The sequence below is a fragment of the Curtobacterium aurantiacum genome (assembly GCF_018598555.1).
In the GTDB taxonomy this organism is placed as follows: domain Bacteria; phylum Actinomycetota; class Actinomycetes; order Actinomycetales; family Microbacteriaceae; genus Curtobacterium; species Curtobacterium aurantiacum.
The window spans coordinates 54,265-75,432 of record NZ_JAHEWN010000016.1 but is presented as its reverse complement, the minus strand read 5'-3'; the positions used below and the strand labels follow the sequence as shown (position 1 = coordinate 75,432).

21 protein-coding genes are annotated in these 21,168 nt (G+C 72.1%); 8 read left to right on the top strand and 13 right to left on the bottom strand.

Annotation, left to right across the window (positions count from 1 at the left end):
* Positions 1–98 precede the first annotated feature (98 nt).
* The 4 genes from KK087_RS13835 to KK087_RS13820 are packed head-to-tail and all read right to left on the bottom strand — an operon-like array spanning position 99 to position 4,180.
* Positions 99–1,148, bottom strand: coding sequence for a sugar phosphate isomerase/epimerase family protein (locus KK087_RS13835; RefSeq protein ID WP_214566077.1), 1,050 nt, complete (start codon positions 1,146–1,148; stop codon positions 99–101).
* A gap of 34 nt (positions 1,149–1,182) precedes the next feature.
* Positions 1,183–2,283: a Gfo/Idh/MocA family protein gene (locus KK087_RS13830; protein ID WP_307860067.1), complete on the bottom strand. Its 1,101-nt coding sequence runs from the start codon at positions 2,281–2,283 to the stop codon at positions 1,183–1,185.
* The gene (locus KK087_RS13825; protein WP_214529081.1) at positions 2,280–2,987 is read right to left on the bottom strand and encodes a ThuA domain-containing protein; all 708 of its coding nucleotides are present in this window, start codon (positions 2,985–2,987) and stop codon (positions 2,280–2,282) included. Before KK087_RS13825 ends, KK087_RS13830 begins: the two co-directional genes overlap by 4 nt.
* Positions 2,984–4,180: a Gfo/Idh/MocA family protein gene (locus KK087_RS13820; protein ID WP_250901122.1), complete on the bottom strand. Its 1,197-nt coding sequence runs from the start codon at positions 4,178–4,180 to the stop codon at positions 2,984–2,986. Before KK087_RS13820 ends, KK087_RS13825 begins: the two co-directional genes overlap by 4 nt.
* Before the next feature lie 97 nt (positions 4,181–4,277).
* Between KK087_RS13820 and xylA the strand changes: the two genes are divergently transcribed.
* From xylA to KK087_RS13805, 3 genes are all read left to right on the top strand, one after another.
* Positions 4,278–5,471 carry a xylose isomerase gene (xylA, locus tag KK087_RS13815; protein WP_111033642.1) on the top strand — a complete coding sequence of 398 codons (1,194 nt, stop codon included), beginning with the start codon at positions 4,278–4,280 and terminating at the stop codon, positions 5,469–5,471.
* A complete protein-coding gene (gene xylB, locus KK087_RS13810) occupies positions 5,468–6,943 on the top strand; it encodes a xylulokinase (protein WP_214566073.1) in 1,476 nt (491 codons plus the stop codon). The genes xylA and xylB overlap by 4 nt, the downstream gene beginning before the upstream one ends.
* Positions 6,944–7,025: 82 nt before the next feature.
* Entirely contained in the window at positions 7,026–8,027 is a 1,002-nt protein-coding gene (locus tag KK087_RS13805; RefSeq protein WP_214566071.1) for an acetylxylan esterase, read from the top strand.
* Here KK087_RS13805 and KK087_RS13800 read toward each other — a convergent pair.
* From KK087_RS13800 to KK087_RS13790, 3 genes are read right to left on the bottom strand one after another with little or no spacing between them, the layout of a single operon-like run.
* Entirely contained in the window at positions 8,020–8,211 is a 192-nt protein-coding gene (locus KK087_RS13800) for a hypothetical protein (protein WP_214566069.1), read from the bottom strand. The genes KK087_RS13805 and KK087_RS13800 overlap by 8 nt on opposite strands.
* Positions 8,212–8,219: 8 nt before the next feature.
* Entirely contained in the window at positions 8,220–9,182 is a 963-nt protein-coding gene (locus tag KK087_RS17965) for a helix-turn-helix transcriptional regulator (RefSeq protein WP_214566067.1), read from the bottom strand.
* Positions 9,179–9,346, bottom strand: coding sequence for a hypothetical protein (locus KK087_RS13790; protein ID WP_163343324.1), 168 nt, complete (start codon positions 9,344–9,346; stop codon positions 9,179–9,181). Before KK087_RS13790 ends, KK087_RS17965 begins: the two co-directional genes overlap by 4 nt.
* Positions 9,347–9,542: 196 nt before the next feature.
* Here KK087_RS13790 and KK087_RS13785 point away from each other — a divergent pair, with 196 nt between their 5' ends.
* From KK087_RS13785 to KK087_RS13775, 3 genes are all read left to right on the top strand, one after another.
* The gene (locus KK087_RS13785) at positions 9,543–10,298 is read left to right on the top strand and encodes a helix-turn-helix domain-containing protein (protein WP_214566065.1); all 756 of its coding nucleotides are present in this window, start codon (positions 9,543–9,545) and stop codon (positions 10,296–10,298) included.
* 107 nt (positions 10,299–10,405) lie between these two features.
* Positions 10,406–10,783: a DUF7882 family protein gene (locus KK087_RS13780; RefSeq protein WP_214529088.1), complete on the top strand. Its 378-nt coding sequence runs from the start codon at positions 10,406–10,408 to the stop codon at positions 10,781–10,783.
* Positions 10,784–10,814: 31 nt separating this feature from the next.
* Positions 10,815–11,876: a glycosyl hydrolase family 18 protein gene (locus KK087_RS13775; RefSeq protein ID WP_214566063.1), complete on the top strand. Its 1,062-nt coding sequence runs from the start codon at positions 10,815–10,817 to the stop codon at positions 11,874–11,876.
* Between the two features lie 6 nt (positions 11,877–11,882).
* On the opposite strand, the gene KK087_RS17490 is transcribed toward KK087_RS13775, so the two are convergent.
* From KK087_RS17490 to KK087_RS13750, 5 genes are read right to left on the bottom strand one after another with little or no spacing between them, the layout of a single operon-like run.
* A complete protein-coding gene (locus KK087_RS17490; protein WP_307860066.1) occupies positions 11,883–12,599 on the bottom strand; it encodes an aggregation-promoting factor C-terminal-like domain-containing protein in 717 nt (238 codons plus the stop codon).
* A 52-nt stretch (positions 12,600–12,651) separates the two neighbouring features.
* Positions 12,652–15,192, bottom strand: a complete 2,541-nt coding sequence (locus KK087_RS13765) for a beta-xylosidase/alpha-l-arabinosidase (RefSeq protein WP_214566061.1) — start codon at positions 15,190–15,192, stop codon at positions 12,652–12,654.
* Positions 15,189–16,070 (bottom strand): carbohydrate ABC transporter permease, encoded by an 882-nt coding sequence (locus tag KK087_RS13760; RefSeq protein ID WP_214529093.1) that lies wholly within the window; start codon positions 16,068–16,070, stop codon positions 15,189–15,191. The genes KK087_RS13765 and KK087_RS13760 overlap by 4 nt, the downstream gene beginning before the upstream one ends.
* On the bottom strand, positions 16,070–17,092 hold the full coding sequence (locus KK087_RS13755) for a carbohydrate ABC transporter permease (protein ID WP_071405209.1): 1,023 nt from the start codon (positions 17,090–17,092) through the stop codon (positions 16,070–16,072). Before KK087_RS13755 ends, KK087_RS13760 begins: the two co-directional genes overlap by 1 nt.
* 2 nt (positions 17,093–17,094) lie before the next feature.
* Complete coding sequence (locus KK087_RS13750; protein ID WP_214566059.1) at positions 17,095–18,390, bottom strand: ABC transporter substrate-binding protein; 1,296 nt, start codon at positions 18,388–18,390, stop codon at positions 17,095–17,097.
* A 147-nt stretch (positions 18,391–18,537) separates the two neighbouring features.
* On the opposite strand from KK087_RS13750, the gene KK087_RS13745 reads away from it, so the two are divergent.
* Positions 18,538–19,581, top strand: coding sequence for a LacI family DNA-binding transcriptional regulator (locus tag KK087_RS13745; RefSeq protein WP_214529095.1), 1,044 nt, complete (start codon positions 18,538–18,540; stop codon positions 19,579–19,581).
* Positions 19,582–19,608: 27 nt separating this feature from the next.
* On the opposite strand, the gene KK087_RS17960 is transcribed toward KK087_RS13745, so the two are convergent.
* Positions 19,609–20,592 carry an AraC family transcriptional regulator gene (locus KK087_RS17960; protein WP_214566057.1) on the bottom strand — a complete coding sequence of 328 codons (984 nt, stop codon included), beginning with the start codon at positions 20,590–20,592 and terminating at the stop codon, positions 19,609–19,611.
* 121 nt (positions 20,593–20,713) lie between these two features.
* Between KK087_RS17960 and KK087_RS13735 the strand changes: the two genes are divergently transcribed.
* Positions 20,714–21,160: a MarR family winged helix-turn-helix transcriptional regulator gene (locus tag KK087_RS13735; RefSeq protein ID WP_214529097.1), complete on the top strand. Its 447-nt coding sequence runs from the start codon at positions 20,714–20,716 to the stop codon at positions 21,158–21,160.
* The last annotated feature ends 8 nt before the right edge of the window (positions 21,161–21,168 follow it).

Genomic DNA, 21,168 nt, shown 5'->3' with positions numbered 1-21,168 from the left:
GAATGGGGTCGCGGGTGGGGTTTCGGGCTGAGCGACGAGTTTCGCACCCGGGCGACCGTGGACTGTCGCGCAGCGCGAAACCCCGGCGAAGAGCCGGGTCAGCGCGACTGCGAGAACGCGGCGTCGAACGCGGCGTCCGGCTGGGCGATGGTGCCGAGCCGCCGGACGAACGCCAGCGCCTCGGGCCCGCCGACGAGCCGGTCCATGCCGGCGTCCTCCCACTCGACGCTGGTCGGTCCGGCGTACCCGATGTGGTTCAGCACGCGGAACACCCGCTCCCACGGTACGTCCCCGTGACCGGCGGTGACGAAGTCCCACCCGCGCCGGGGGTCGCCCCACGGCAGGTGCGAGGACAACCGCCCGTTGCGCCCGTCGAGCTGCTTCACCGACTCCTTGCAGTGCACGTGGTACACCCGGTCGGCGAAGTCGAGCAGGAACGCGGCGGGGTCGAGGTCCTGCCAGACGAAGTGCGACGGGTCGAAGTTGAACCCGAACGCCGGCCGGTCCTGGAACACCTCGAGCGTGCGCCTGGCGGTCCAGTAGTCGTAGGCGATCTCGGACGGGTGCACCTCGAGCGCGAACCGGACCCCGACCTCCTCGAAGACGTCGAGGATCGGTGACCAGCGGTCGTGGAAGTCCTGGTACCCGGCGTCGATCATCCCCGGGGGCACGGGCGGGAACCCGGCGACGGTCTTCCAGATCGACGAACCGGAGAAGCCGGTGACGGTGTCGACCCCGAGCGCCGCGGCGGCACGGGCGGTCCACTGCAGTTCCTCGGCCGCACGCTGCCGTACGCCCTCGGGGTCGCCGTCGCCCCACACGTGCGGCGGGACGATGTCCTCGTGCCGCTGGTCGATCGGGTCGTCGCACACTGCCTGGCCGACCAGGTGGTTCGCGATGGTCCAGACCCGCAGGCCGTTGCGTTCCAGGATCGCCGTGCGCTCGGCGACGTACTCCGGGTCCGTCGCGGCGCGCCGGACGTCCAGGTGGTCGCCCCAGCAGGCGATCTCCAGCCCGTCGTAGCCCCACTCGCCGGCGAGCCGGGCGACCTCTTCGAAGGGCAGGTCGGCCCACTGTCCGGTGAACAGGGTGACCGGCCGGGAGGCCCGTGTCGTCTCCGTCGTCTCGCTCGCGTCCGTCGTCGTCATCGTCGTCGTCCTTCTTCGCGGTGGTCGGGTTCCGTCACCAGGATCCGGGTGCGGACCCGGCGGGGACGGTGGCGGGTCGCTCGACGCGGGAGTGCACGTCGACGACCGAGTGGTCACGGGCGGCGGCGGAGACCGCCTCCATGACCTCGAGCACGTGGAACGCGAGGTCACCGGAGGCTCGGTGCGGCCGGTCCGTCGCGATCGCGTGCGCCATGTCGGCGAGGCCGTAGCCGCGCCCGGCGTCCGCGTACCCGGCGGACACCGGCAGGTCGCGCCACGAGCGGTCGTCGGCCGTGGCGATCGACACGGTGTCCGAGAACCGGTTCGGGTCCGGGACGCCCAGGGTGCCGGCGGTGCCGTACACCTCGAACAGCGGGGCGCGGGTGGCCCAGACCTCGAACGAGACGGTCACGGTGGAGACCACGCCGCCCGCGTGCTCGAGGATCGCGACGACGTGTGTGTCGATGTCGACCGGGATCGGCGTGCCGGCGTTCGGCCCGGTGGCGACGGTGCGCTCCCGGCTGGACCGGGTCGCACTGCCGCTGACCCGGACGACCGGCCCGAAGAACGTGACGAGGCTCGTCAGGTAGTACGGCCCCATGTCGAGGAGCGGTCCGCCGCCGGGCTGGTAGTAGAACGCCGGCGCGGGGTGCCAGAGCTCGTGCCCGGGGGCGCTCCACGCGACGGCGGCGCCGACCGGGGTACCGATCGCGCCGTCGTCGAGGGCGGCACGGGCGGTCTGGATGCCCGTGCCGAGGACGGTGTCCGGGGCGCTGCCGACCCGGAGGCCCCGGTCGCGTGCGAGCTGGAGCACCGGTGCTGCCTCGGCGGTGGACATCGCGAGCGGCTTCTCGCCGTAGACGTGCTTGCCGGCAGCGAGTGCCCGGGTCGCGACGTCGGCGTGCGCGGCCGGGATCGTCAGGTTGAGGACCACGTCGACGTCGTCGGCGGCGAGCAGGTCGTCCACGGTGGTCCCGCGCACGCCCTGGGCCGCGCCGACCGCCTCGGCCCGTGCGACGTCGAGGTCGGCGACCGCGGCGAGTTCGAGCCCGGGCAGTGCCGGGAAGTGTTCGAAGTACTGCTGGCTGATGACCCCGACGCCGACGACCCCGACGCGGAGCACCCCTTCGTTCACCGTGCTGCCCACAGGAGTCCCCGTTCGATGATGGTTCGGACCGGCTGCGACTCGACGATCTCGATCCGGTGTCCGGGGGCCGAGACGAAGATCCGTCCCTTCCCCCACTGCCGGGTCCAGATCGCCGGTGCGGTGACCGGGCGGTTCCAGGGGTCCCACGAGCGGGCCTCCTGCGTGGTGGTGGCGAGGACGTCGTCGTACTCGTCGCTCAGCACCCAGTACTGCTCGGTGACGAGGTCGAAGTCCTCGATGCCCTGCGTGATCGGGTGCTCGTGCCCGAGTTCGGTGATGTGCACCGTGTACGGGATGTAGTTGTCGGACTGCTCGCCGACCCGTTCGTCGGGGTGCTTGCCCGCGTGGTGCGCGAACTGCCCGCCGATCATGTGCAGGTAGTCGGCGTTGTCGCGGTACGAGTCCGCGATCCCGCCGTGCCAGCCGGCCATGCCCGTGCCGTTCAGGACGGCGCGCTGCAGCCCGGCGAACTCGTCGGCCGCGATCGTCGTCATCGTGTTGACCTGGACGATCAGGTCGACGGTGTCCATGTACTCCTGGTCGGCGTACACGGCGGGCGAGCCCTCGACGCGGACGGCGAACCCGTGGGCCTGCAGGAACGGGATGAACAGGTCGGTGGTCTCGACGGGCTGGTGGCCGTCCCACCCGCCGCGGACGACGAGTGCCCGGCGGGTCTGGTCGGCGGCGCTCACGAGGTCGCCGTCCAGGTGCTGCCGGCGGCGGCGCTGCGTTCGACCGCGTCGAGGACCCGCTGCACGTGCAGGCCGTCGGCGAACGACGGCGACGGGTCGGTGCCGGCGACGATCGCGTCGACGAAGTCCTTCACCTGGTGACTGAAGGTGTGCTCGTACCCGATGAGGTGCCCGGTCGGCCACCACGCGGCCATGTAGGGGTGCTCGGGCTCGGTGACGAGGATGCGGCGGAACCCCTGCTCCCCCGCCGGGGCGTTCGACTCGTACAGCCGAAGCTCGTTCATCGCCTCGAGGTCGAACTGGATCGCGCCCTCGGACCCGCTGATCTCGAGCGTCAGGCCGTTCTTCCGCCCGGTCGCGTACCGCGTGGCCTCGAACGTGCCCATCGCACCGTCGGCCGCACCGCCACCCAGGCGGGCGGTGAAGAACGCGGCGTCGTCGACCGTGACCTGGCCGCGCTCACTCGACGCGGTGCCGGAGAGCCCGACCCCCTCGGCCATCAACGGACGCTCGGTCACGAAGGTCTCGAGGGTGCCGGACACGGTGGCGAGCGACGCACCCGTGACGTGCTCGACGAGGTCGATGGCGTGGGCACCGATGTCGCCGAGTGCGCCGGAGCCGGCGAGCGACTTGTCGAGGCGCCAGGTCATCGGACCGTCCTCGTCCGCCAACCAGTCCTGCAGGTAGAGCGCACGGACCTGGCGCACGGTGCCGATCCGGCCGTCCTGCACCAGCTGCCGGGCGAACGCGATGGCCGGCACCCGGCGGTAGCTGAACCCGACCATCGCCCGGACCCCCTGCGCACGGGCGGCGTCGGCGGCGGCGGTCATCGCCTCGGCCTCGGCGACGGTGTTGGCGAGGGGCTTCTCGCACAGGACGTGCTTGCCGGCCTCGAGCGCGGCGATCGCGATCTCGACGTGCGACGACCCGGGCGAGACGATGTCGACCACGTCGATGTCCGGGTCGGCGACGACGGCACGCCAGTCGGTGGACGCGGCCTGCCAGCCGTACTGCACGCGTGCGGCCTCGGTGCGTTCCGGGTCACGCCCGACGACCACCGCCATCTCGGGCTCGGTCCCGAGGTCGAAGAACCTGGGGGCGGTCCGCCACGCCTGTGAGTGTGCGGCTCCCATGAAGCCGTGCCCCACCATCGCGACCCGCAGTCGTTGCTGCACCGTCGACTCACTTGCCATCCGCTCGCTCCTTTGCGATCACGTGCTTGCCACAGCCAACACTACCGCTTATGTTGGGCGCGGCAACATTTTGTTTCGACGACGAACGGTGACCACCATGGCAACGACGCCCACCCGTGCAGACAAGTTCTCCTTCGGTCTCTGGACCATCGGTTACAACGGCTCCGACCCCTTCGGCGGGCCGACCCGACCCGCCCTCGACGTGGTCGAGGCGGTCGAGAAGCTCGATGAGCTCGGGGCCTACGGCCTGACCTTCCACGACGACGACCTGTTCGCGTTCGGTTCGACCGACGCCGAACGCCAGACCCAGATCGACCGCCTCAAGGGCGCGCTCGAGTCCACCGGGCTCGTCGTGCCGATGGTCACGACGAACCTGTTCTCCGCCCCCGTGTTCAAGGACGGCGGCTTCACCTCGAACGACCGGCAGGTGCGCCGCTTCGCGCTCCGCAAGGTCCTGCGCAACATCGACCTCGCCGCCGAGCTCGGCGCGTCGACGTTCGTGATGTGGGGCGGCCGCGAGGGTTCCGAGTACGACAGCGCGAAGGACGTGCAGGCCGCGCTCGAGCGGTACCGCGAGGCCGTCAACCTGCTCGCGCAGTACGTCACCGACAAGGGCTACGGCATCCGGTTCGCCATCGAGCCGAAGCCGAACGAGCCCCGTGGCGACATCCTCCTGCCGACCCTCGGCCACGCGATCGCCTTCACCGAGACGCTCGAGCGCCCGGAGCTGTTCGGCATCAACCCCGAGGTCGGCCACGAGCAGATGGCGGGCCTGAACTTCACGGCCGGCATCGCCCAGGCCCTCTACCAGGGCAAGCTCTTCCACATCGACCTCAACGGTCAGCGCGGCATCAAGTACGACCAGGACCTGGTGTTCGGCCACGGCGACCTGCAGAACGCGTTCTCGCTCGTCGACCTGCTCGAGCACGGCGCCCCGCAGGGCGGCCCGGCGTACGACGGCCCGCGCCACTTCGACTACAAGCCGAGCCGCACCGAGGACATCACCGGCGTCTGGGACTCCGCGTCGGCCAACATGCGCATGTACCTGCTCCTGAAGGAGCGTGCGCAGGCGTTCCGCGCCGACCCCGAGGTGCAGGCGGCGCTCGAGGCCTCCAAGGTCGGCGAGCTGTCGACGCCGACGCTCAACGACGGCGAGTCGTACGACACGTTCCTCGCCGACCGCTCGGCCTACGAGGACTTCGACGCCGACGCCTACTTCGGCGGCAAGGGCTTCGGCTTCGTCCGCCTGCAGCAGCTCGCGATGGAGCACCTCATGGGCGCGCGGAATTGAGCGCGAGCGGGCAGCTCGTCGCGGGGGTCGACTCGTCGACCCAGTCCTGCAAGGTCACCATCCGTGACGCGGCGACCGGTGCGGTCGTCCGGGAGGGACGCGCGTCCCACCCGGACGGCACGTCCGTCGACCCCCGCCACTGGTGGGACGCCCTCGGTGCCGCGATCGCGGACGCCGGCGGCCTCGACGACGTCGGTGCCGTCGCGATCGCCGGGCAGCAGCACGGCATGGTCGCGCTCGACGCGGACGGTCGCGTGGTCCGCGACGCGCTGCTGTGGAACGACGTGCGCAGTGCGGACGCGGCCGCGCAGATGGTCGACGAGCTCGGCCGGGAGGCGTGGGTCGCCCGGACGGGTCTGGTCCCGGTGGCCTCGTTCACCGGTACCAAGCTGCGGTGGCTCCGCGACGCGGAACCCGAGAACGCGGCGCGCGTCGCGGCCGTGGCGCTCCCCCACGACTGGCTGTCGTGGCGGCTCCGCGGCCACGGCCCGGCGGGCGAGAGCCCGCTCGGCCCCGACCTCGACGCGCTGGCGACCGACGCGTCCGACGCCAGCGGCACGGCGTACTGGGACCCGGTGCGCCGCGAGTACGACCCGGAGCTGTTCGAGCTCGCGCTCGGGCGGCCGATGCGACCGGCGTCGATGGGTGACGACGACGCCGTGGTCGTGCCCCGCGTGGTCGCTCCCGACGAGGCGATGGGCGCCCTGTCCACCGACGTGGGGCTGCCCGGCGGCGCGGTCGCACGGTCCGGCCTCGTCGTGGGTGCCGGACTCGGTGACAACGCCGGGGCAGCGCTCGGCCTGGGTCTCGGCCCGGGCGACGTCGCGGTGTCCCTCGGCACCAGCGGCACGGTCTTCGGGGTCAGCGACGCCGAGGTGCGTGACCCGAGCGGGACCGTGGCGGGCTTCGCCGACGGGACCGGGTCGCGCCTCCCGATCGTCACGACGCTCAACGCGGCCCGCGTGCTCGAGGTGATCGGCCGCCTGCTCGGCGTCGACCACGACGCACTCGGTGAGCTGGCGCTGCAGGCGCCGGCCGGGGCCGACGGCCTCGTCCTGGTGCCGTACTTCGTCGGCGAGCGCACGCCCAACCGGCCGGACGCGACCGCATCGCTGCTCGGCATGACGCCGGCGACCACCGACCGGGCGCACCTGGCCCGGGCGGCCGTCGAGGGGATGCTCTGCGCCCTCGCCGACGGACTGGCCGCGGTGCAGGACACCGGGGTGACCGTCGAGCGGCTGCTGCTCATCGGCGGCGCTGCGCGGAACCCGGCGGTGCGCACCGTCGCCGCACAGGTGTTCGGCCGAGACGTCCTGGTGCCGGAGCCCGGTGAGTACGTCGCCGCTGGTGCCGCGAAGCAGGCCGCGTGGGCGCTCACCGGTGCCCTGCCGACGTGGGACACCGCGACGACCACCGTGCCGTCCGACCCCCACCCCGAGGTGCTCGAGCAGTACCGCGCCGCGGCGCGCTGACCGACGCACCGAGTTCGACACCCCTCGCCCCCGGCGCCCTCCACCAGGGTGCCGGGGGCATCATCGTCCCCGGAGGACCCCCATGCCACTGACCGACCTGCCCCTCGACGCGCTCCGCGCCCACCGCTCGGACGTCCGTCGTCCCGCCGACTTCGACGCCTTCTGGGCGGACACGATCGCCGCCGCCCGGACCGCGGGCGAGGGGGTCGAGGTGACCCTCGTGCCCGCCGAGACCCCGGTGACCGGTCTCGTCGTCGAAGACCTGACGTTCCCCGGGTTCGCCGGGGACCCGGTGCGCGCGTGGGTCAACCGTCCGGTGTCCGACGACCCCGCCGCACTGCCGGTCGTCGTCGAGTTCCTCGGGTACGGCGGTGGCCGTGGTCGTCCGGGCGAGCGCGTGCACTGGGCCCTCGCCGGGTACGTGCACGTGGTGATGGACACCCGCGGCCAGGGCTCCGGGTGGGCCGGCGGCGACACCCCGGACCCGCACGGCTCCGCACCGCACGCCAGCGGCTGGATGACGAGCGGCATCGGCTCGCCCGCCGACCACTACTACCGCCGCGTCTACACCGACGCCGTGCGACTCGTCGAGGCGGTGCGGAGGCTGCCCGGGGTCGACCCCGAGCGCATCGCCCTGACCGGTGGCAGCCAGGGCGGCGGCATCACGATCGCCGCGGCGGCCCTGGTCGAGGCACACGTCGGACCGGTCGCCGCGGTGCTGCCCGACGTGGCGTTCCTGGCCGACTGGCGGAACGGCACCGACGTCGCGGTCGGCGGTCCGTACCTGGAGCTCGCGCAGTACCTCGCCGTCCACCGCGACGCGGCCGACCGCGTGTGGGAGACCGCCGCGTACCTGGACGGGGTGAACCACGCCGCCGGCATCACCGCCCCGGCCCTGTTCTCGGTCGCGCTGATGGACGACGTCGTTCCGCCCCGCACGACCTTCGCCGCGTTCAACGCCCTCGGGTCCACCGACCGCGAGATCGTCGTGTACCCGTACAACGGGCACGAGGGCGGCGGCTTCCGGCACTGGGAGCGCCAGGCCGCGTTCCTGGCGGCGCAGCTGCCGGAGCGGATCAGATGAAGTAGTGGTGCCGGTGGTGGGTGCCGGTGCTGCCGTCACCGACGTCGTAGTGCACGGTGAGGGTCTGCTCCCAGTCACCGCGGTGGTCGCCCCACTCGAACAGGATGCTGTCCGGCACCACGTCGGGCTGGTGGAGCAGGACCCGCTCCGCCAGCCCGATCAGTCGCTGTTGTCGGGTGCGCATGCGTCGCCTCAGGTACTCGTGTGCAGCGTCTTCTTCGGGTACTCGTCGAAGCGCTGGAAGTACGTGCTCGAGAAGCGCCCCATGTGACGGAACCCCCACCGGTGCGCGACCTCGGCCACCGTCGTCTGCGTGCAGTCGGCGAGCTGGAGCGCGATCCGGACGCGGTCGAGCCGGACCAGCAGCAGGTACGTCATCGGGCTCACCCCGAGGTGCTGCACGAAGTTCTCCTGCAGTGTGCGGGAGCTGACCCCGACCGCCCCGCAGACGTCCGCCAGCTGGAGCGGTCGGTCGCAGTGCTCCGCGAGCCACGCCTGTGCCAGGTGCACGGTGTTCGCGGTCCGGGACACCTGTGGCGCGTCCTGCTCCGCGACGGGTCCGCCGAAGGCCCGCAGGACCGCCTCGGCCAGCAGCACCTGCGCCGACAGGTGACCACCCGGGTTGCGGTCCGGGTGCAGCGCGTTGACGGCGACGGTGTCGATGCGAGCGAGCAGCTGTGGGACCTCGGCATCCGCTGGGCGGGATCGCAGTCGGCCGGCGAAGCGGTGGTCGAACACGACCCCGTTCACGGCGTCGAGGAAGCCGCGGTCGACCCGCAGCACCTGGACGGTCCCCGCCGGCACGACCAGCGTGAACGGTCGGTCCGTCGGCAGGAGCACCGGGACGCCGGGCCGGGTCGGCGCGTCGTCGTCGACCCGGAGGCAGCCCGCGGTCGACCAGGCCAGCACCGGCGTGCCGTCCGGCGTGAACGAGGCGGCGGCGGCCGTCGACACCGCCGACGACAGCAGCGCGACGTTGTGGTGGCGCACCGTCCGGTGCCGGAACGCGAACCGGTCGGTGGGTGCGAACCGCACGTCGCGACCGTCGTACACGGCACGCACCGTCCGGACGGCGTCCGCGGGGGTCCGGCCGCACCGCTCGGCCGTCCGGGGCGCGTGGCCGACGGCGACCCGCGGGACGGTGTCGCTGCTCACTGGCCCGATCCTCGCCGGGCGCGGAGGTCCGCGAAGGTGAACCGCTCGCGGTCGACGTCGTCCTCGGACTGCACGATCCACCCGCGTCGGGCAGCGCGTGCCCGAGCCCGGTAGGAGGTGATGTGGACCGGGGCGACCCCCGGTGCACGCTCGTAACCACTCATCAGATCCTCCGATCTGTCCCCGTGCCTCCGACCCTGTTCGGAGGGGGACAGTTTGAGTACCTCTTGGACGATAAGCGCCCTCGCCGGGGTCCACAATGGCCCCCGAACGGGTGCGATCCACATCCGCGCACCCCGGATAACGGCGGCGTCGTGGCGTCGGAGGCCGATCCACCCGATCGACTCGTACCCTCCACGTATGGACCAGGCACCGACCACGGCAAGTGGTCCCGAGCACGGCGGAGCACGGCTGTCCCGCACCGTGCACGAGGCGCTGCGGTTCGTGCACGCCCACGCCCGCGACGCGATCTCCGTACCGGACATCGCCGCCGCGGCACACCTGTCGACCCGCGGCCTGCAGAGCGCGTTCCGGCGGGAGCTCCAGACCTCACCCGCGTCGTACCTGCGCGGGGTGCGGCTCGAGGGGGTCCGCCGCGACCTGCTGGCGATGACACCGTCGGACCGCCGGACGATCGCAGAGGTCGCCAAGCACTGGCACTTCAGCAACGCCGGCCGGATGGCGGCCGAGTACCGGGCCGCGTTCGGAACCGCCCCGTCCACGGCACTCCGGTCGTTCGACCCTGGCGACCCGGACCCCCGCGGCACGACGGACCTCGCGGGTCCGCCCGGTGACGGCACCCGGTTCCGCATCGTCCTCGACTGCGAGATCGACGTCCAGGACGCCGACGCAACCTTCGCCAGTGCCCTCCGTCGCGCCCACGGCGACGAAGACCCCTGGCACGGCTACGACCCCGACGGCAGCACGGCGGACGTCGTGGCGTTCCTGCTCGCCAGCGCTGTGCGGGGCGTGACCGCCGAGACGGCCGGCATCCGGTTGCGCGCCGTCAACCCGATGCTGCGGGCTCCGGACGAGCAGGGCGGCTACCCGGCGGCCGAACTGCCGCCGTGGTCCGCACCGAGCAGCGTGCCACCCAGGTTGCCCGAGCGGGACTGATCACGTCGCCGGTTGTACGAAAAGCGTCGACGGCGCGGGATCGGAGGCAGGATGGGGAGACCCCGCTCGACGCCGCCGCGCGTGGCCCCCCACCGGAAGGCAGCCCCATGGGACAGCTCATCTACGACTCCCAGCCCCTCGAACTCCGTCTCGACGACCGCGCGCTGACGCACCTGCAGATCGTGATCGTCAACCTGATCCGACGCGGGGAGAGCTTCGTGTTCTCGTGGAAGGACGACCCCGCCGTCGGGGGTGGGCGAAGCAGCATCTGGATCCACCCGTACTGTGGACTGCACTTCAAGTTCGCCGGTGGCAAGTCGCCCAGCGTCAACCGCTCCTGGTTGGACGAGCTCTACGCCAGTGCGGCGAGCGGCTCCGGACTCGTCCTGTCGCCCGAGCCGTCGGACGCCGGGGAGCCGGTGTCCGCCGACGACGTCGCCGGAGCACCACCCGCACGACCGACCACCATCATCAGCGCCTCCTGACCGGGGCCCGAACGACAGGACGACCGCCGCTGTGACCACCACCCCTCGCCGGCGCCGCACCGCGCTGCTCGCCGCCGCACTGACCGCCGGCCTCGCACTCACCGGCTGTGCGACGCCCGCACCGGCGAGCGGGTCGGCGGTCGGCGGTGGGGCGACGACACCGGCCGCCGACTGGTTCGACGTCACCGGGTTCCAGCCGGAGAACGCCGACCCGGCCCTGGTGGACGCGAACGCCCCGGCGATGGACGTCGTCGGCGTCGACGGGCTGCTGCTGAACCGCGCGGGCACGAAGGTCACGGCGCCGTCGCGTGCCGCCAAGGCCCAGCGCAACCGGGCACACGCCAACGGGCTCACCGCGCAACTGCTCGTGAGCAACTACTCCGAGGCCGACGGCGACTTCAGCGAGCCGATCGCGCGGAAGCTCCTGACGTCGTCGGCCAACCGCGCCCGGGTCGTCCGCTCCCTCGCCACCGCCGTCCGGACCGGCGGGTGGGACTCGATCATGATCGACCTCGAGGCGCTGACCGCGGCCGACCGCCGTGGGCTCACCGCGTTCGCGCGCGAGCTGCGGGCGGCCGTCGGCGACGACGTCCGGTTGGACATCGCCCTGACCGCGTCGACCACGGCTGCCGGGTACGCCGACCTCGGGTACGACATCCGTGCCCTCCGTGCGCCGCTCGACCACCTGACGCTCATGGCCTACGACCAGCACGGCCCCTGGGAGCCGGACGCTCCTGGCCCGGTCGGATCACTTGCGTGGTCGTCGAAGGCCGCCCGCGCCCTCGCGACCCTCGCCCCCGCCGACCAGATCGTGCTCGGCGTCGCCGGCTACGGGTACCATTGGAAGGGCACGCGCCCGGCCGGACAGCTCTCCGACGCCCAGGCCCGACTGCGGGTCCGGAAGGCCGGCGTGACCCCGGAGTGGAACGCGACGGTCGGCGAGTGGACCGCGACCCTGCCGAGCGGTGAGGTGCTCTGGTGGTCGGACGCACGCTCGCTGCGCGACCGCGTCGCCCTGGCGGAGCGGCTCGGCCTGACCGGCGTCGCCGTCTGGTCACTCGACCTGTCCGACCCGATCGACCCGATCGGCTGAACCGGCTCAGTAGGCGCCGGTGGCCTGACTCTGCCCCCACGCGCCACACGGCGTGCCGTACCGGCCACCGATGTAGTCGAGACCCCAGGTGATCTGCGTCGCCGGGTTCGTCTGCCAGTCGGCACCGGCCGAGGCCATCTTGGACCCCGGGTACGCCTGCGGGATGCCGTAGGCGCCGTTCGGGTTCGCGGCGGTCGTGCGCCAGCCCGACTCCTTGTTCCACAGGGACACCAGGCAGCCGTACTCGCCCGCACCCCATCCGCGCGCGGCCACCATCTGGGCCGCGATGGCCTGGGCGCTGCCCGGGGTCGCCGCCGTGACTGCAGGGGCACCGATCGCGGCCTCGGCGAGGGACTGCTGGGCAGCGCGTCGGGGCTTCGGCGTCGGGGCCTCGACGGCGAAGTCGTCACGGTCGACGACGGGCGTGGTGACCGATGCGACCGCGAACTCCTGCGGGTCGGCCGCCGGTGCCGCGACGCCGGGGACGGCCACGGCGTCGAGGTCCGCGAAGGCCGGCAGGGTCAGCTGCGTGGCGAGCAGCACCATCGGGGCGGTGAAGGCCAGGGTGGCTGCTGCGCGACGCCGGACGGACGGAACGGTCCGGACGGGTGCGGCGACCGCGGCGGGACGAGTCGGGGGCAGCGGCGGCGGGAGCATCGGCCCCGGGGCGCGCCGGACCGGCGGACGCCCGGAGGCGGGTGGCAACGCTGCGTGTCTCCCCACGCGCTCAGCATAGTGACGGGTGGTGTCGGCAGGGCCGACACCACCCGTGTGTTCAGACGAGCGACCACTCCACGAGGCGGGGGTCGTCCGGCGTGACCGCGTGCACGGCGCCCGTGACCGCGACGGTGGCGCGCTCCGTGGCGGTGCCGGGCACGGGGTGTCGGACCGGCCCGTCGCCCGAGGCGACGATCCCACCCGCTGCCACCGGGCCTCCCGGCCGTGACGCCGCTGCGTGGGACGCGACCCAGACCTGCACGTCGCCGGGCTCGACCACCTTGCGCATCCGGCGGTCCGTGAACGCGAAGCGCTGCACCGGGACACGGAAGCGCACCCGGGTGGACTCCCCCGCGACGAGCGCGACCCGCGCGTACCCGAGGAGCTGGACCTCCGGCCGGGTGACGCTGCCGTGCACGTCGTGCCCGTAGAGCTGCACGACGTCCTCGCCGTCACGGGACCCGGTGTTGCGGACCGTGACCGACGCGGTGAAGACCCCGTCGGAGCGGACCTCCTGGTCGACGGCGAGCTCCTCGTACGCGAAGTCGGTGTAGCCGAGGCCGAAGCCGAACGGTCGAACCGGCGTCGAGTCCGCGGCGGTGACGTCGGACGGACCGCCGAGCCGGGGGTGCAGGTAGGTGAACGGCTGCGCGCCGGCCGACCGGGGCAGGGACAGCGGCAGCCGGCCGGAGGGCGCGGCCGCGCCGGTGAGCAGGTCGGCGATCGCCAGCCCGCCGCCCTCACCGGGGAAGAACGCCTGCACGACCGCTGCCGGACGCGGCTGGTCGCCGTCGAGCGCCCACCCGATCGCGTAGGGCCGTCCGGTGAGCAGCACCATCACGGTGGGCGTGCCGGTCGCGACGACCGCCTCGACCAGCTCGCGCTGCACGCCGGGCAGGTCGAGGGACTCGGTGTCGTTGCCCTCGCCGACGGTGCCGCGTCCGAACAGTCCGGCCTGGTCGCCGACGACGACCACCGCGACGTCCGAGGCGGATGCCACGGCCACGGCGTCGGCGAAGCCGGCTCGGTCGTCGCCCGTGACGGCGCAGCCGGCGGCGAATCGGACCGCCGCCGTGCCGAGGGCCTGGGTGACGGCTTCGCGGACGGTCGGGATCGCGAAGCCGAGCGGCAGGTCCGGGTGCGAGGCGAGCACGTGGTTCGCGAACGAGTAGCAGCCCTGCAGTGCCTCGGCGCGGTCGGCGTTCGGGCCGATGACGGCGACCGAGGCCTCTGGGGCGAGCGGGAGGACGGGGGTGGTGCCGTCGGCGGCGGTGACGCCGTCGTTGGCCAGCAGCACGAGCGACTTCGCCGCCAGCTCCTTCGCGAGCGCCTGGTGCAGCGGGGTGTCGAGGTCGATCCCGGTGGGGGCGTCCTCGGCGAACGCGTCCGGCTCGAGCAGACCGAGCCGCTCCTTCTGCTGGAGCACCCGGAGCACGGCGCGGTCGACGAGGGCCTCGTCCACCTGCCCGGTGCGGACCCGCTCGACGAGCGGCGCGAGGTACGCGTCGCCCGTCGGCAGCTCGACGTCGATGCCGGCCTCGAGCGCCAGCGCCGCGGCCTCGCCACGGTCGGCGGCGATGCCGTGCATGACCTCGAGGAACGCCACCGAGAAGTAGTCCGCGACGACGGTGCCGTCGAAGCCGAGCCGGTCGCGGAGCAGGTCGGTGAGCAGCTCGCCGCTCGCCGCGACGGGCACGCCGTCGATCTCGGCGTACGAGTTCATGACGCTCCGGGCGCCGCCGTCGCGGAGCGCCATCTCGAACGGCGGCAGGTAGACGTCGGCGACCTCGCGGGCTCCGGCGTGCACCGGGGCGTGGTTCCGCCCCGCCTGCGAGGCCGAGTAGCCGAGGAAGTGCTTCAGCGTCGCGTCGACCCCGGCGGACTGCAGGCCCCGCACGTACGCGGTACCGACGGTGCCGACCAGGTACGGGTCCTCGGCGATGCACTCGTCGACCCGGCCCCAGCGGGGATCGCGGATGACGTCGAGCACCGGCGCGAGGCCCTGGTGCACGCCGAGCTCGCGCATCGAGGCGCCGATCGCGGCGCCGACCTGCTCGACGAGCTCGGTGTCGAACGACGCACCCCACGCCAGCGGCGTCGGGAACGTCGCGGCCTTCCACGCGGCGAGGCCGGTGAGGCACTCCTCGTGGACGAGCGCCGGGATCCCGAGCCGGGTCTCACGCTGCAGGCGGCGCTGTTCGGCCCAGAGCCAGGCGGCACGCTCGTCGGGTTCGACGGGGCGGGTGCCGTAGACGCGGGTGAACTGGCCGATGCCGTCGCGGGTGATGTCCGCCAGGGAGCTGCCCTGCTGCACGGCCGCCATCTCGCCCTGCATGGGGGCGACGACGCCGTTCTGGTCGAGCCAGTAGCCGACGAGCTGGGCGACCTTCTCGTCGAGGGTCATCTCGGCGAGGAGGGCGTCGGCGCGGGGGCCTGCCGGGGCCGTGGTCGCGTCCGTCGTGGTCGCGGTCGCGCTCGCGGTCGCGCTCGCGGTCGCGTCCGTCGCGGTTGCGTCCGTCGCGGCCGTCGCGTCCGTCGCGCTGTCGGCCTGGAGGCGCGGGTCCCGTCCGGCGGTCCGCGTCGCGTCGGTCGCGGTCACCCCTTCACCGCCCCGGTCAGGCCACCGACGATGCGGCGCTGGAAGATCGTGAAGAACACGAGCGCCGGGATCATCGACATCGAGGTGAACGCGAGCACCTTGGCGGTGTCGACGGAGTACTGCGACGAGAACGACTGGACCCCGAGCGGCAGGGTGTACGCGGCCTCGTTGTTGAGGATGAACAGCGGCAGGATGTAGCTGTTCCAGCTGGCGATGAACGCCAGGATGCCGACCGTGACGACGCCGGGCAGCGACAGCGGCACGACCATCCGGAAGAAGAACCCGAGGCGGCTGGCACCGTCGATGGACGCCGCCTCCTCGAGCTCGTCCGGGATCGCCCGCAGGAACGGCACGAGGATGATCACGGTGGTGGGCAGGGCGAACGCGATCTGCGGCAGGATCACGCCGGCCAGGCTGTTCGTCAGTCCGAGGTCCTTGACGAGCAGGTACAGCGGGGTGATCGCGACGGTGATCGGGAACATCAGCCCCGCGGCGAACAGGGCGTAGAGCGCCCCGCGGCCGGCGAACCGGTAGCGGGCGAGCACGAAGCTCACCATCAGCCCGAGCACGACGACCCCGAGGGTGGTCGTGACGGCGCTGATCGTGGAGTTGCCGAGCTGCTGCCAGAAGATGCCGCTCGACAGCACGGACCCGTAGTTGCCGAACTCGAACGGCGCCGGCAGCCCGGCCGGGCTCGTGGTGATCTGCGAGTTCGTCCGGAAGCCGCCCAGCACGATGTAGAGCACGGGCGCCAGGTTCGCGGCGACGAACAGGATCGCGACGACGTAGGTCAGCGGGTTGGCACGTCCGATCGCGGCACTGGACCGACGATCCCGCATGGCCCGCCGCCCGGGGGCGACGATGCTCGTGGTGGCCATCAGTTCTTCCTCTCGGTGAGTGCACCGGCGGTGTCGCGACGGAGCACGAAGCGCTGGTAGATCAGGGCCACCACGAGCGAGATCACGAACATCACGACCGCGACGGCGCTGCCGAAGCCGAAGTTGCCCGAGGTGCGGCCGTTGGCGACCATGTACGTCGCCATCGTCGAGGTGCCCGCGGTCGACGCGATGTACTGGCCCCAGATGATGTAGACGAGGTCGAACAGCTGCAGCGAGCCGATGATCGACAGGAACGCCCAGATGCGGATGGTCGGACCGAGCAGCGGCAGGGTGATGCGCCGCTGGATCTGCCAGTAGCCGGCGCCGTCGATCGCGGCGGCCTCGAACAGCTCCTCGGGGATGCTCTGCAGGCCGGCGAGGAACAGGATCACCGCGAAGCCGATGTACTTCCACGAGATGATCACGAGCAGCGTCCAGATGGCGATGTCGGGGTTCGACAGCCAGTCCGCACGGAGCCCGCCCAGGCCGATGCTCTGGAACAGGTCGTTCACGGCTCCGTTCGACTGGAGCATCAGGCTCCACCCGGTGCCGACGATGACCTCGGAGATGACGTACGGCACGAAGACGAGCACGCGGACGAGCCCACGGCCGTGCATCTTCTGGTTGAGCAGCAGCGCGAGCACGATGGCGATCGGCCCCTGCAGCACCAGGGAGAGCACGACGATGAAGCCGTTGTGCATCAGGACCGCGTGGAACGCCTTGTCCTGGAAGATGATCAGGTAGTTCTGCAGCCCGACGAAGTCGGTGGGCGGGCCGTAGCCCTGCCACTTGAAGAACCCGTAGTAGGCGGCGAGCGCCACGGGCAGGATCACGAACGTGACGAAGACGATGACCGCGGGTCCGGCGAGGACCGCGATCTCGACGCGCTTCCGCCAGTCCGCGATGCGGCGCTTGGTCCGCCGACCGGCGGGGAGCGGCGAACCGCTCCCCGCCGGGGACGTCCCCGCGGCCGTGTCCGACCCGGTGGCCGGAGTCGTACCGAGCGAGGTGTCGAGGGTCATGCTCAGCCCTTGGCCGCAGCCTGGTTGGTGGTCTCGACGATGTCCTTCGCGCTGCCCTTGCCGGCGAGCAGGTCGACGACGCTGGTGTTCAGCGCGTTGCCGACGTTCTGGCCGTACAGGGTGTCGAGGTACTGCGAGACGAACGGGGCCTCCTGGTAGGCGGCCAGCGCCGACTTCAGGTAGTCCGAGTCGACGACGGACTGGGCGTCCTTGTTGACCGGGATGGCGTTGAAGGCCTTGTAGTAGCCCTCCTGGTTGTCCTTCTGCACGATGAAGTTCAGGAAGTCGGTGCACGCCTTCTTCGGGGCCTGGGCCGAGCAGGAGTTGCCGTCGACACCACCCATCATCGACTTCGGGTCACCCTTGCCACCGTCGATCGCGGGGAACGGGAACCAGCCGAGGTCGGGCAGCGGCTTGGCGTCCGGCGTCAGCGACGCGATCACGCCCGGGTCCCACGCGCCCATGAGCTCCATGGCCGCCTTGTGGTTGGCGAGGAGACCGGCGGAACTGCCGGCGCCCTGCTGTGCGGCGGTGGTCAGGAAGCCGTTGTTGAACGGCTCGGTCGCGTTGAAGTCCTCGAGCTGCTCGCCGGCCTTGGTCCAGCAGGCGTCGTCGAACTCCAGCGACTTCGCCGTGTCCTCGAGCGTCTTCTGGCTGCACTCGCGGAGCGCGAAGTTGTAGTACCAGTGCGCGGCCGGCCAGGCGTCCTTCGCGCCGACGGCGACCGGGTCGATGTCCTTGGCCTTGAGCTTGTCGACCGCGTCGTTCAGCTCGTCCATCGTGGTGGGCGTGCCCTCGATGCCGGCTTCCTCGAACAGGTCCTTTGAGTACCAGATGCCCTCGGGGAGCACCGCGCCCGGCATGGCGTAGGTCTTGCCGTCCTTCTCGTACCCGGCGAACGTGCCCGCGCTGATGGACTTCTTCGCGTCGGCGCTGATGGAGTCGGAGATGTCCATGAGCTGCCCGGCAGCGATCATCGCGTCCATCTTGCCGCCGCCGCGCTGCAGGAACACGTCGGGGGCATCGCCGGAGTTGAGGGCGGTCTGGAGCTTGCCGTCCAGGTCCTCGTTCTGGATCGCCTGGGTCTTGATGGTGACGTTCGGGTACTTCTCCTCGAACGCCTTGACCGTCGAGGCCCAGTAGGCCTTGCCCGGTCCGGTGGTCGAGTTGTGCCAGAAGGTCATCGTGACCTCCCCGCCGTCCTCGGAGGCATCGCTGCCCGCCGAGCACCCACTGGCCACCAGTGCTGTGGCCCCGATCAGCGCGATGGCTGCCGCGGCACGGATCTTCCTCGTCATCGTGGAACTCCTGAAGTGTCGTCGTTGACATGCAGCGACATCGACTGCCGCTGCGGAGAGCATGCCTGGTGCTCCGCGCCGATGTCAATCGATATCGATAACGTTTTCTTTACCGATTGCGGCGACCCGCAGCGGTACGGTGTGCAGATGGACTCGGCTCTCGGCACGCGTCCCGGTGCCGGCCGGGTGACGATCGGCGACGTGGCACGGGTCGCCGGGGTGTCGATACCCACCGTGTCCAAGGTGATCAACCAGCGCGACGGGGTCGCCCCCGCCACTATGCTCCGCGTGCAACAGGTCGTCGAGGACCTCGGGTACGAGACCTCCCTGGTCGCCCGGAGTCTGCGCAGTTCACGGACCGGGGTCGTCGGCATCCTGGTGCCCGAGTTCGAACCGTTCTCGACCGAGCTGCTCCGGGGCATCTCGCGGGCGGCCACCGGCACCGGGTACGAGCTGCTCGCCTACGCCGGGCTCATGACCGGGGCCGACCGCCCCGGCTGGGAACGCCGATCGCTGTCCCGCCTGTCCGGCACCCTGATCGACGGTGCGATCGTGGTCACGCCGACCACCGCTCTCTCGAGCTCGTCGATCCCCGTCGTGGCGATCGACCCGCACACCGGGCCAGAGGGCCACGCCACCGTCGACGCCGACAACGAGGCCGGCGCCGTGCAGGCCGTCGAACACCTGCTCGCGCTCGGGCACACCCGCATCGCGCACCTGCAGGGCCGAGCCGATCTGGCGTCCGCCCAGCTGCGGGCGGCCGGGTACCGCTCGGCGCTGACGGCCGCGGGCATCCCCGTCGACGAGTGCCTGCTGCGCGACGGCGGCTACCAGGAGGACCAGTCCGCGGCCGTCGCCCGGGAGCTCCTGACCCTCGATGACCGCCCCACCGCCGTGTTCGCGGCGAACGACTCGTCGGCGATCGGTGTGCTCCGCGCCGCGGCCGAGGTCGGGCTCCGCGTGCCCGAGGACCTGTCCGTCGTGGGCTTCGACGACGTCCCACAGGCCTCGACGACGACCCCACCGCTCACCACGGTGTCGCAGCCGCTCGCCGAGCTCGGGTCACACGCCGTGCAGATGCTCCTCACCATGCTCCGCGGTGAGCCGACGACGGACCACGTCCGGCTCCCCACGACCCTGCGGGTGCGGGCCAGCACCGGCCCGGCCCAGCGGCCGGCACCCGGCCGCTGACCGAGCACCGGGCCCCGTGCACCGCCGTCAGCGGCGCAGCGTCTGCTTCGGGTACTCGCCGAAGCGGGCGGCGTAGGCGGCCGAGAACCGGCCGAGGTGGGCGAACCCCCACCGACGGGCGACGTCACCGACGACCCCGGCCTGCGGGTCGAGCTCGAGCAGCTCGCTGCGCACACGGTCGAGCCGGACCTCGCGCAGGTAGGTCAGCGGGGACACGTCGAAGACACGACGGAACGACTCCTGCACCGACCGCACGCTCAGCCCGGCGACCTCGGACAGCTCCTGGACCGTGACCGGCTCGGCGGCGTGCGCGTTGATGTACTCGACCGCGGCACGCAACCGGGCGTTCCGGGGCAGCCCGAGCACCGCCGGCAGGTCGTCGGCGAGGGGCGGGAAGGTGTCGAGGAAGGCGGTGGCTGCCGACCGCTTGGCCTCGTGCCAGGCGTCGGAGTCGGACCCCTCGGCGCGGAGCGCGCGGGACAGCGCGACGAGCGCAGCCTGCCAGCGCTCCGCGGTGTCCGGCTCCGGTGCACGGGTCGGGTCGAACCGGAGCGGACCGGCATCGACCTCGAGGTGCTCGAACGCGACCCGGTGCACGTAGTCACGGCCGAAGTGCACCAGCCGCTGGTCGTGGTCCTCGGCCGCGAACACGAAGTCGTCCTCGGGCGGCAGGAGCACGGGGACGTCGCGCTGCAGCTCCATGCGGACGCGGCCCGAGTCCAGCTGGGCCGTCCCGCTCGTGATCCACGTGACGACGTAGTCGCTGCCGGCGGGCACGGATCCGCGGACAGCACCCCGGAGCTGGGACCGCCGGATGCTCACCTCGGAGTCACCCACGGCCGTGTACCGGTAGGAGAAGTCGTCGTCGATCCGGCGCACGGACCACCGCTCGGCCCCGTGGACGGCGGCGAGGTCGCGCGCGGCCGAGTCGGGGTCGCCGCCGGAGACCTCGAACCGCACCGGCTCGTTCGCCCGCGCCGTGCGCTGCGGGAACTCGATCGGCTCAACCACGGCGGACCGATCGCGTCATGTGGATGACCTCGGTACGACGACTCGCGTTATGTGGATACGCTGGGCCGGTGACTGCGGCGTATCGTGACCCGGACGAGACCCGTGCAGAGAGGGCGTTGTCGTGAGCGATGTCGATCTCAACGCGGCGCTGACCCGGCTCGAGGGCGCGGTGTCCGAGCTGCGCGGGCGTCTGCGGGACCAGCTCGGCGTCTCCGGCGGCGACCTGACCCTGCTGCAGTTCGTCTCGCGCGCCGAGGAAGCCGGACGGACGGTCCGCGTGAAGGACCTGTCGAAGCACCTGGGGCTCACCGGGCCGGCGGTGACCGGCATGGTGGACCGGCTCGAGCAGAGCGGTCACCTGAGTCGCGTCCCGAACCCCGACGACGGCCGGAGCCGGTACATCGAGCTGACCGATGCTGCCCGCCGCGACTACGCGCGCGCGATGGACGGCACGAACAAGCACCTGCACGACCTGATGGCCTCCTTCTCGGAACGGGAACGGGCCAGGTTCGTGCGGATCATCGACCGCATCGTCGCAGCCGTCGACCTCGGCGCTCCGGGCCCCTGACGGCAGGT

Excerpts from the sequence above, each read along its gene's own strand:
- KK087_RS13805 (WP_214566071.1), top strand. The coding sequence starts at position 7,026 with ATGCCACTGACCGACCTGCCCCTCGACGCGCTCCGCGCCCACCGCTCG.
- KK087_RS13835 (WP_214566077.1), bottom strand. The coding sequence starts at position 1,148 with ATGACGACGACGGACGCGAGCGAGACGACGGAGACGACACGGGCCTCC.
- KK087_RS13790 (WP_163343324.1), bottom strand. The coding sequence starts at position 9,346 with ATGAGTGGTTACGAGCGTGCACCGGGGGTCGCCCCGGTCCACATCACC.
- KK087_RS13745 (WP_214529095.1), top strand. The coding sequence starts at position 18,538 with ATGGACTCGGCTCTCGGCACGCGTCCCGGTGCCGGCCGGGTGACGATC.
- KK087_RS13780 (WP_214529088.1), top strand. The coding sequence starts at position 10,406 with ATGGGACAGCTCATCTACGACTCCCAGCCCCTCGAACTCCGTCTCGAC.
- KK087_RS13755 (WP_071405209.1), bottom strand. The coding sequence starts at position 17,092 with ATGACCCTCGACACCTCGCTCGGTACGACTCCGGCCACCGGGTCGGAC.
- KK087_RS13750 (WP_214566059.1), bottom strand. The coding sequence starts at position 18,390 with ATGACGAGGAAGATCCGTGCCGCGGCAGCCATCGCGCTGATCGGGGCC.
- KK087_RS13760 (WP_214529093.1), bottom strand. The coding sequence starts at position 16,070 with ATGGCCACCACGAGCATCGTCGCCCCCGGGCGGCGGGCCATGCGGGAT.
- KK087_RS13785 (WP_214566065.1), top strand. The coding sequence starts at position 9,543 with ATGGACCAGGCACCGACCACGGCAAGTGGTCCCGAGCACGGCGGAGCA.
- KK087_RS13820 (WP_250901122.1), bottom strand. The coding sequence starts at position 4,180 with ATGGCAAGTGAGTCGACGGTGCAGCAACGACTGCGGGTCGCGATGGTG.
- KK087_RS13800 (WP_214566069.1), bottom strand. The coding sequence starts at position 8,211 with ATGCGCACCCGACAACAGCGACTGATCGGGCTGGCGGAGCGGGTCCTG.
- xylA (WP_111033642.1), top strand. The coding sequence starts at position 4,278 with ATGGCAACGACGCCCACCCGTGCAGACAAGTTCTCCTTCGGTCTCTGG.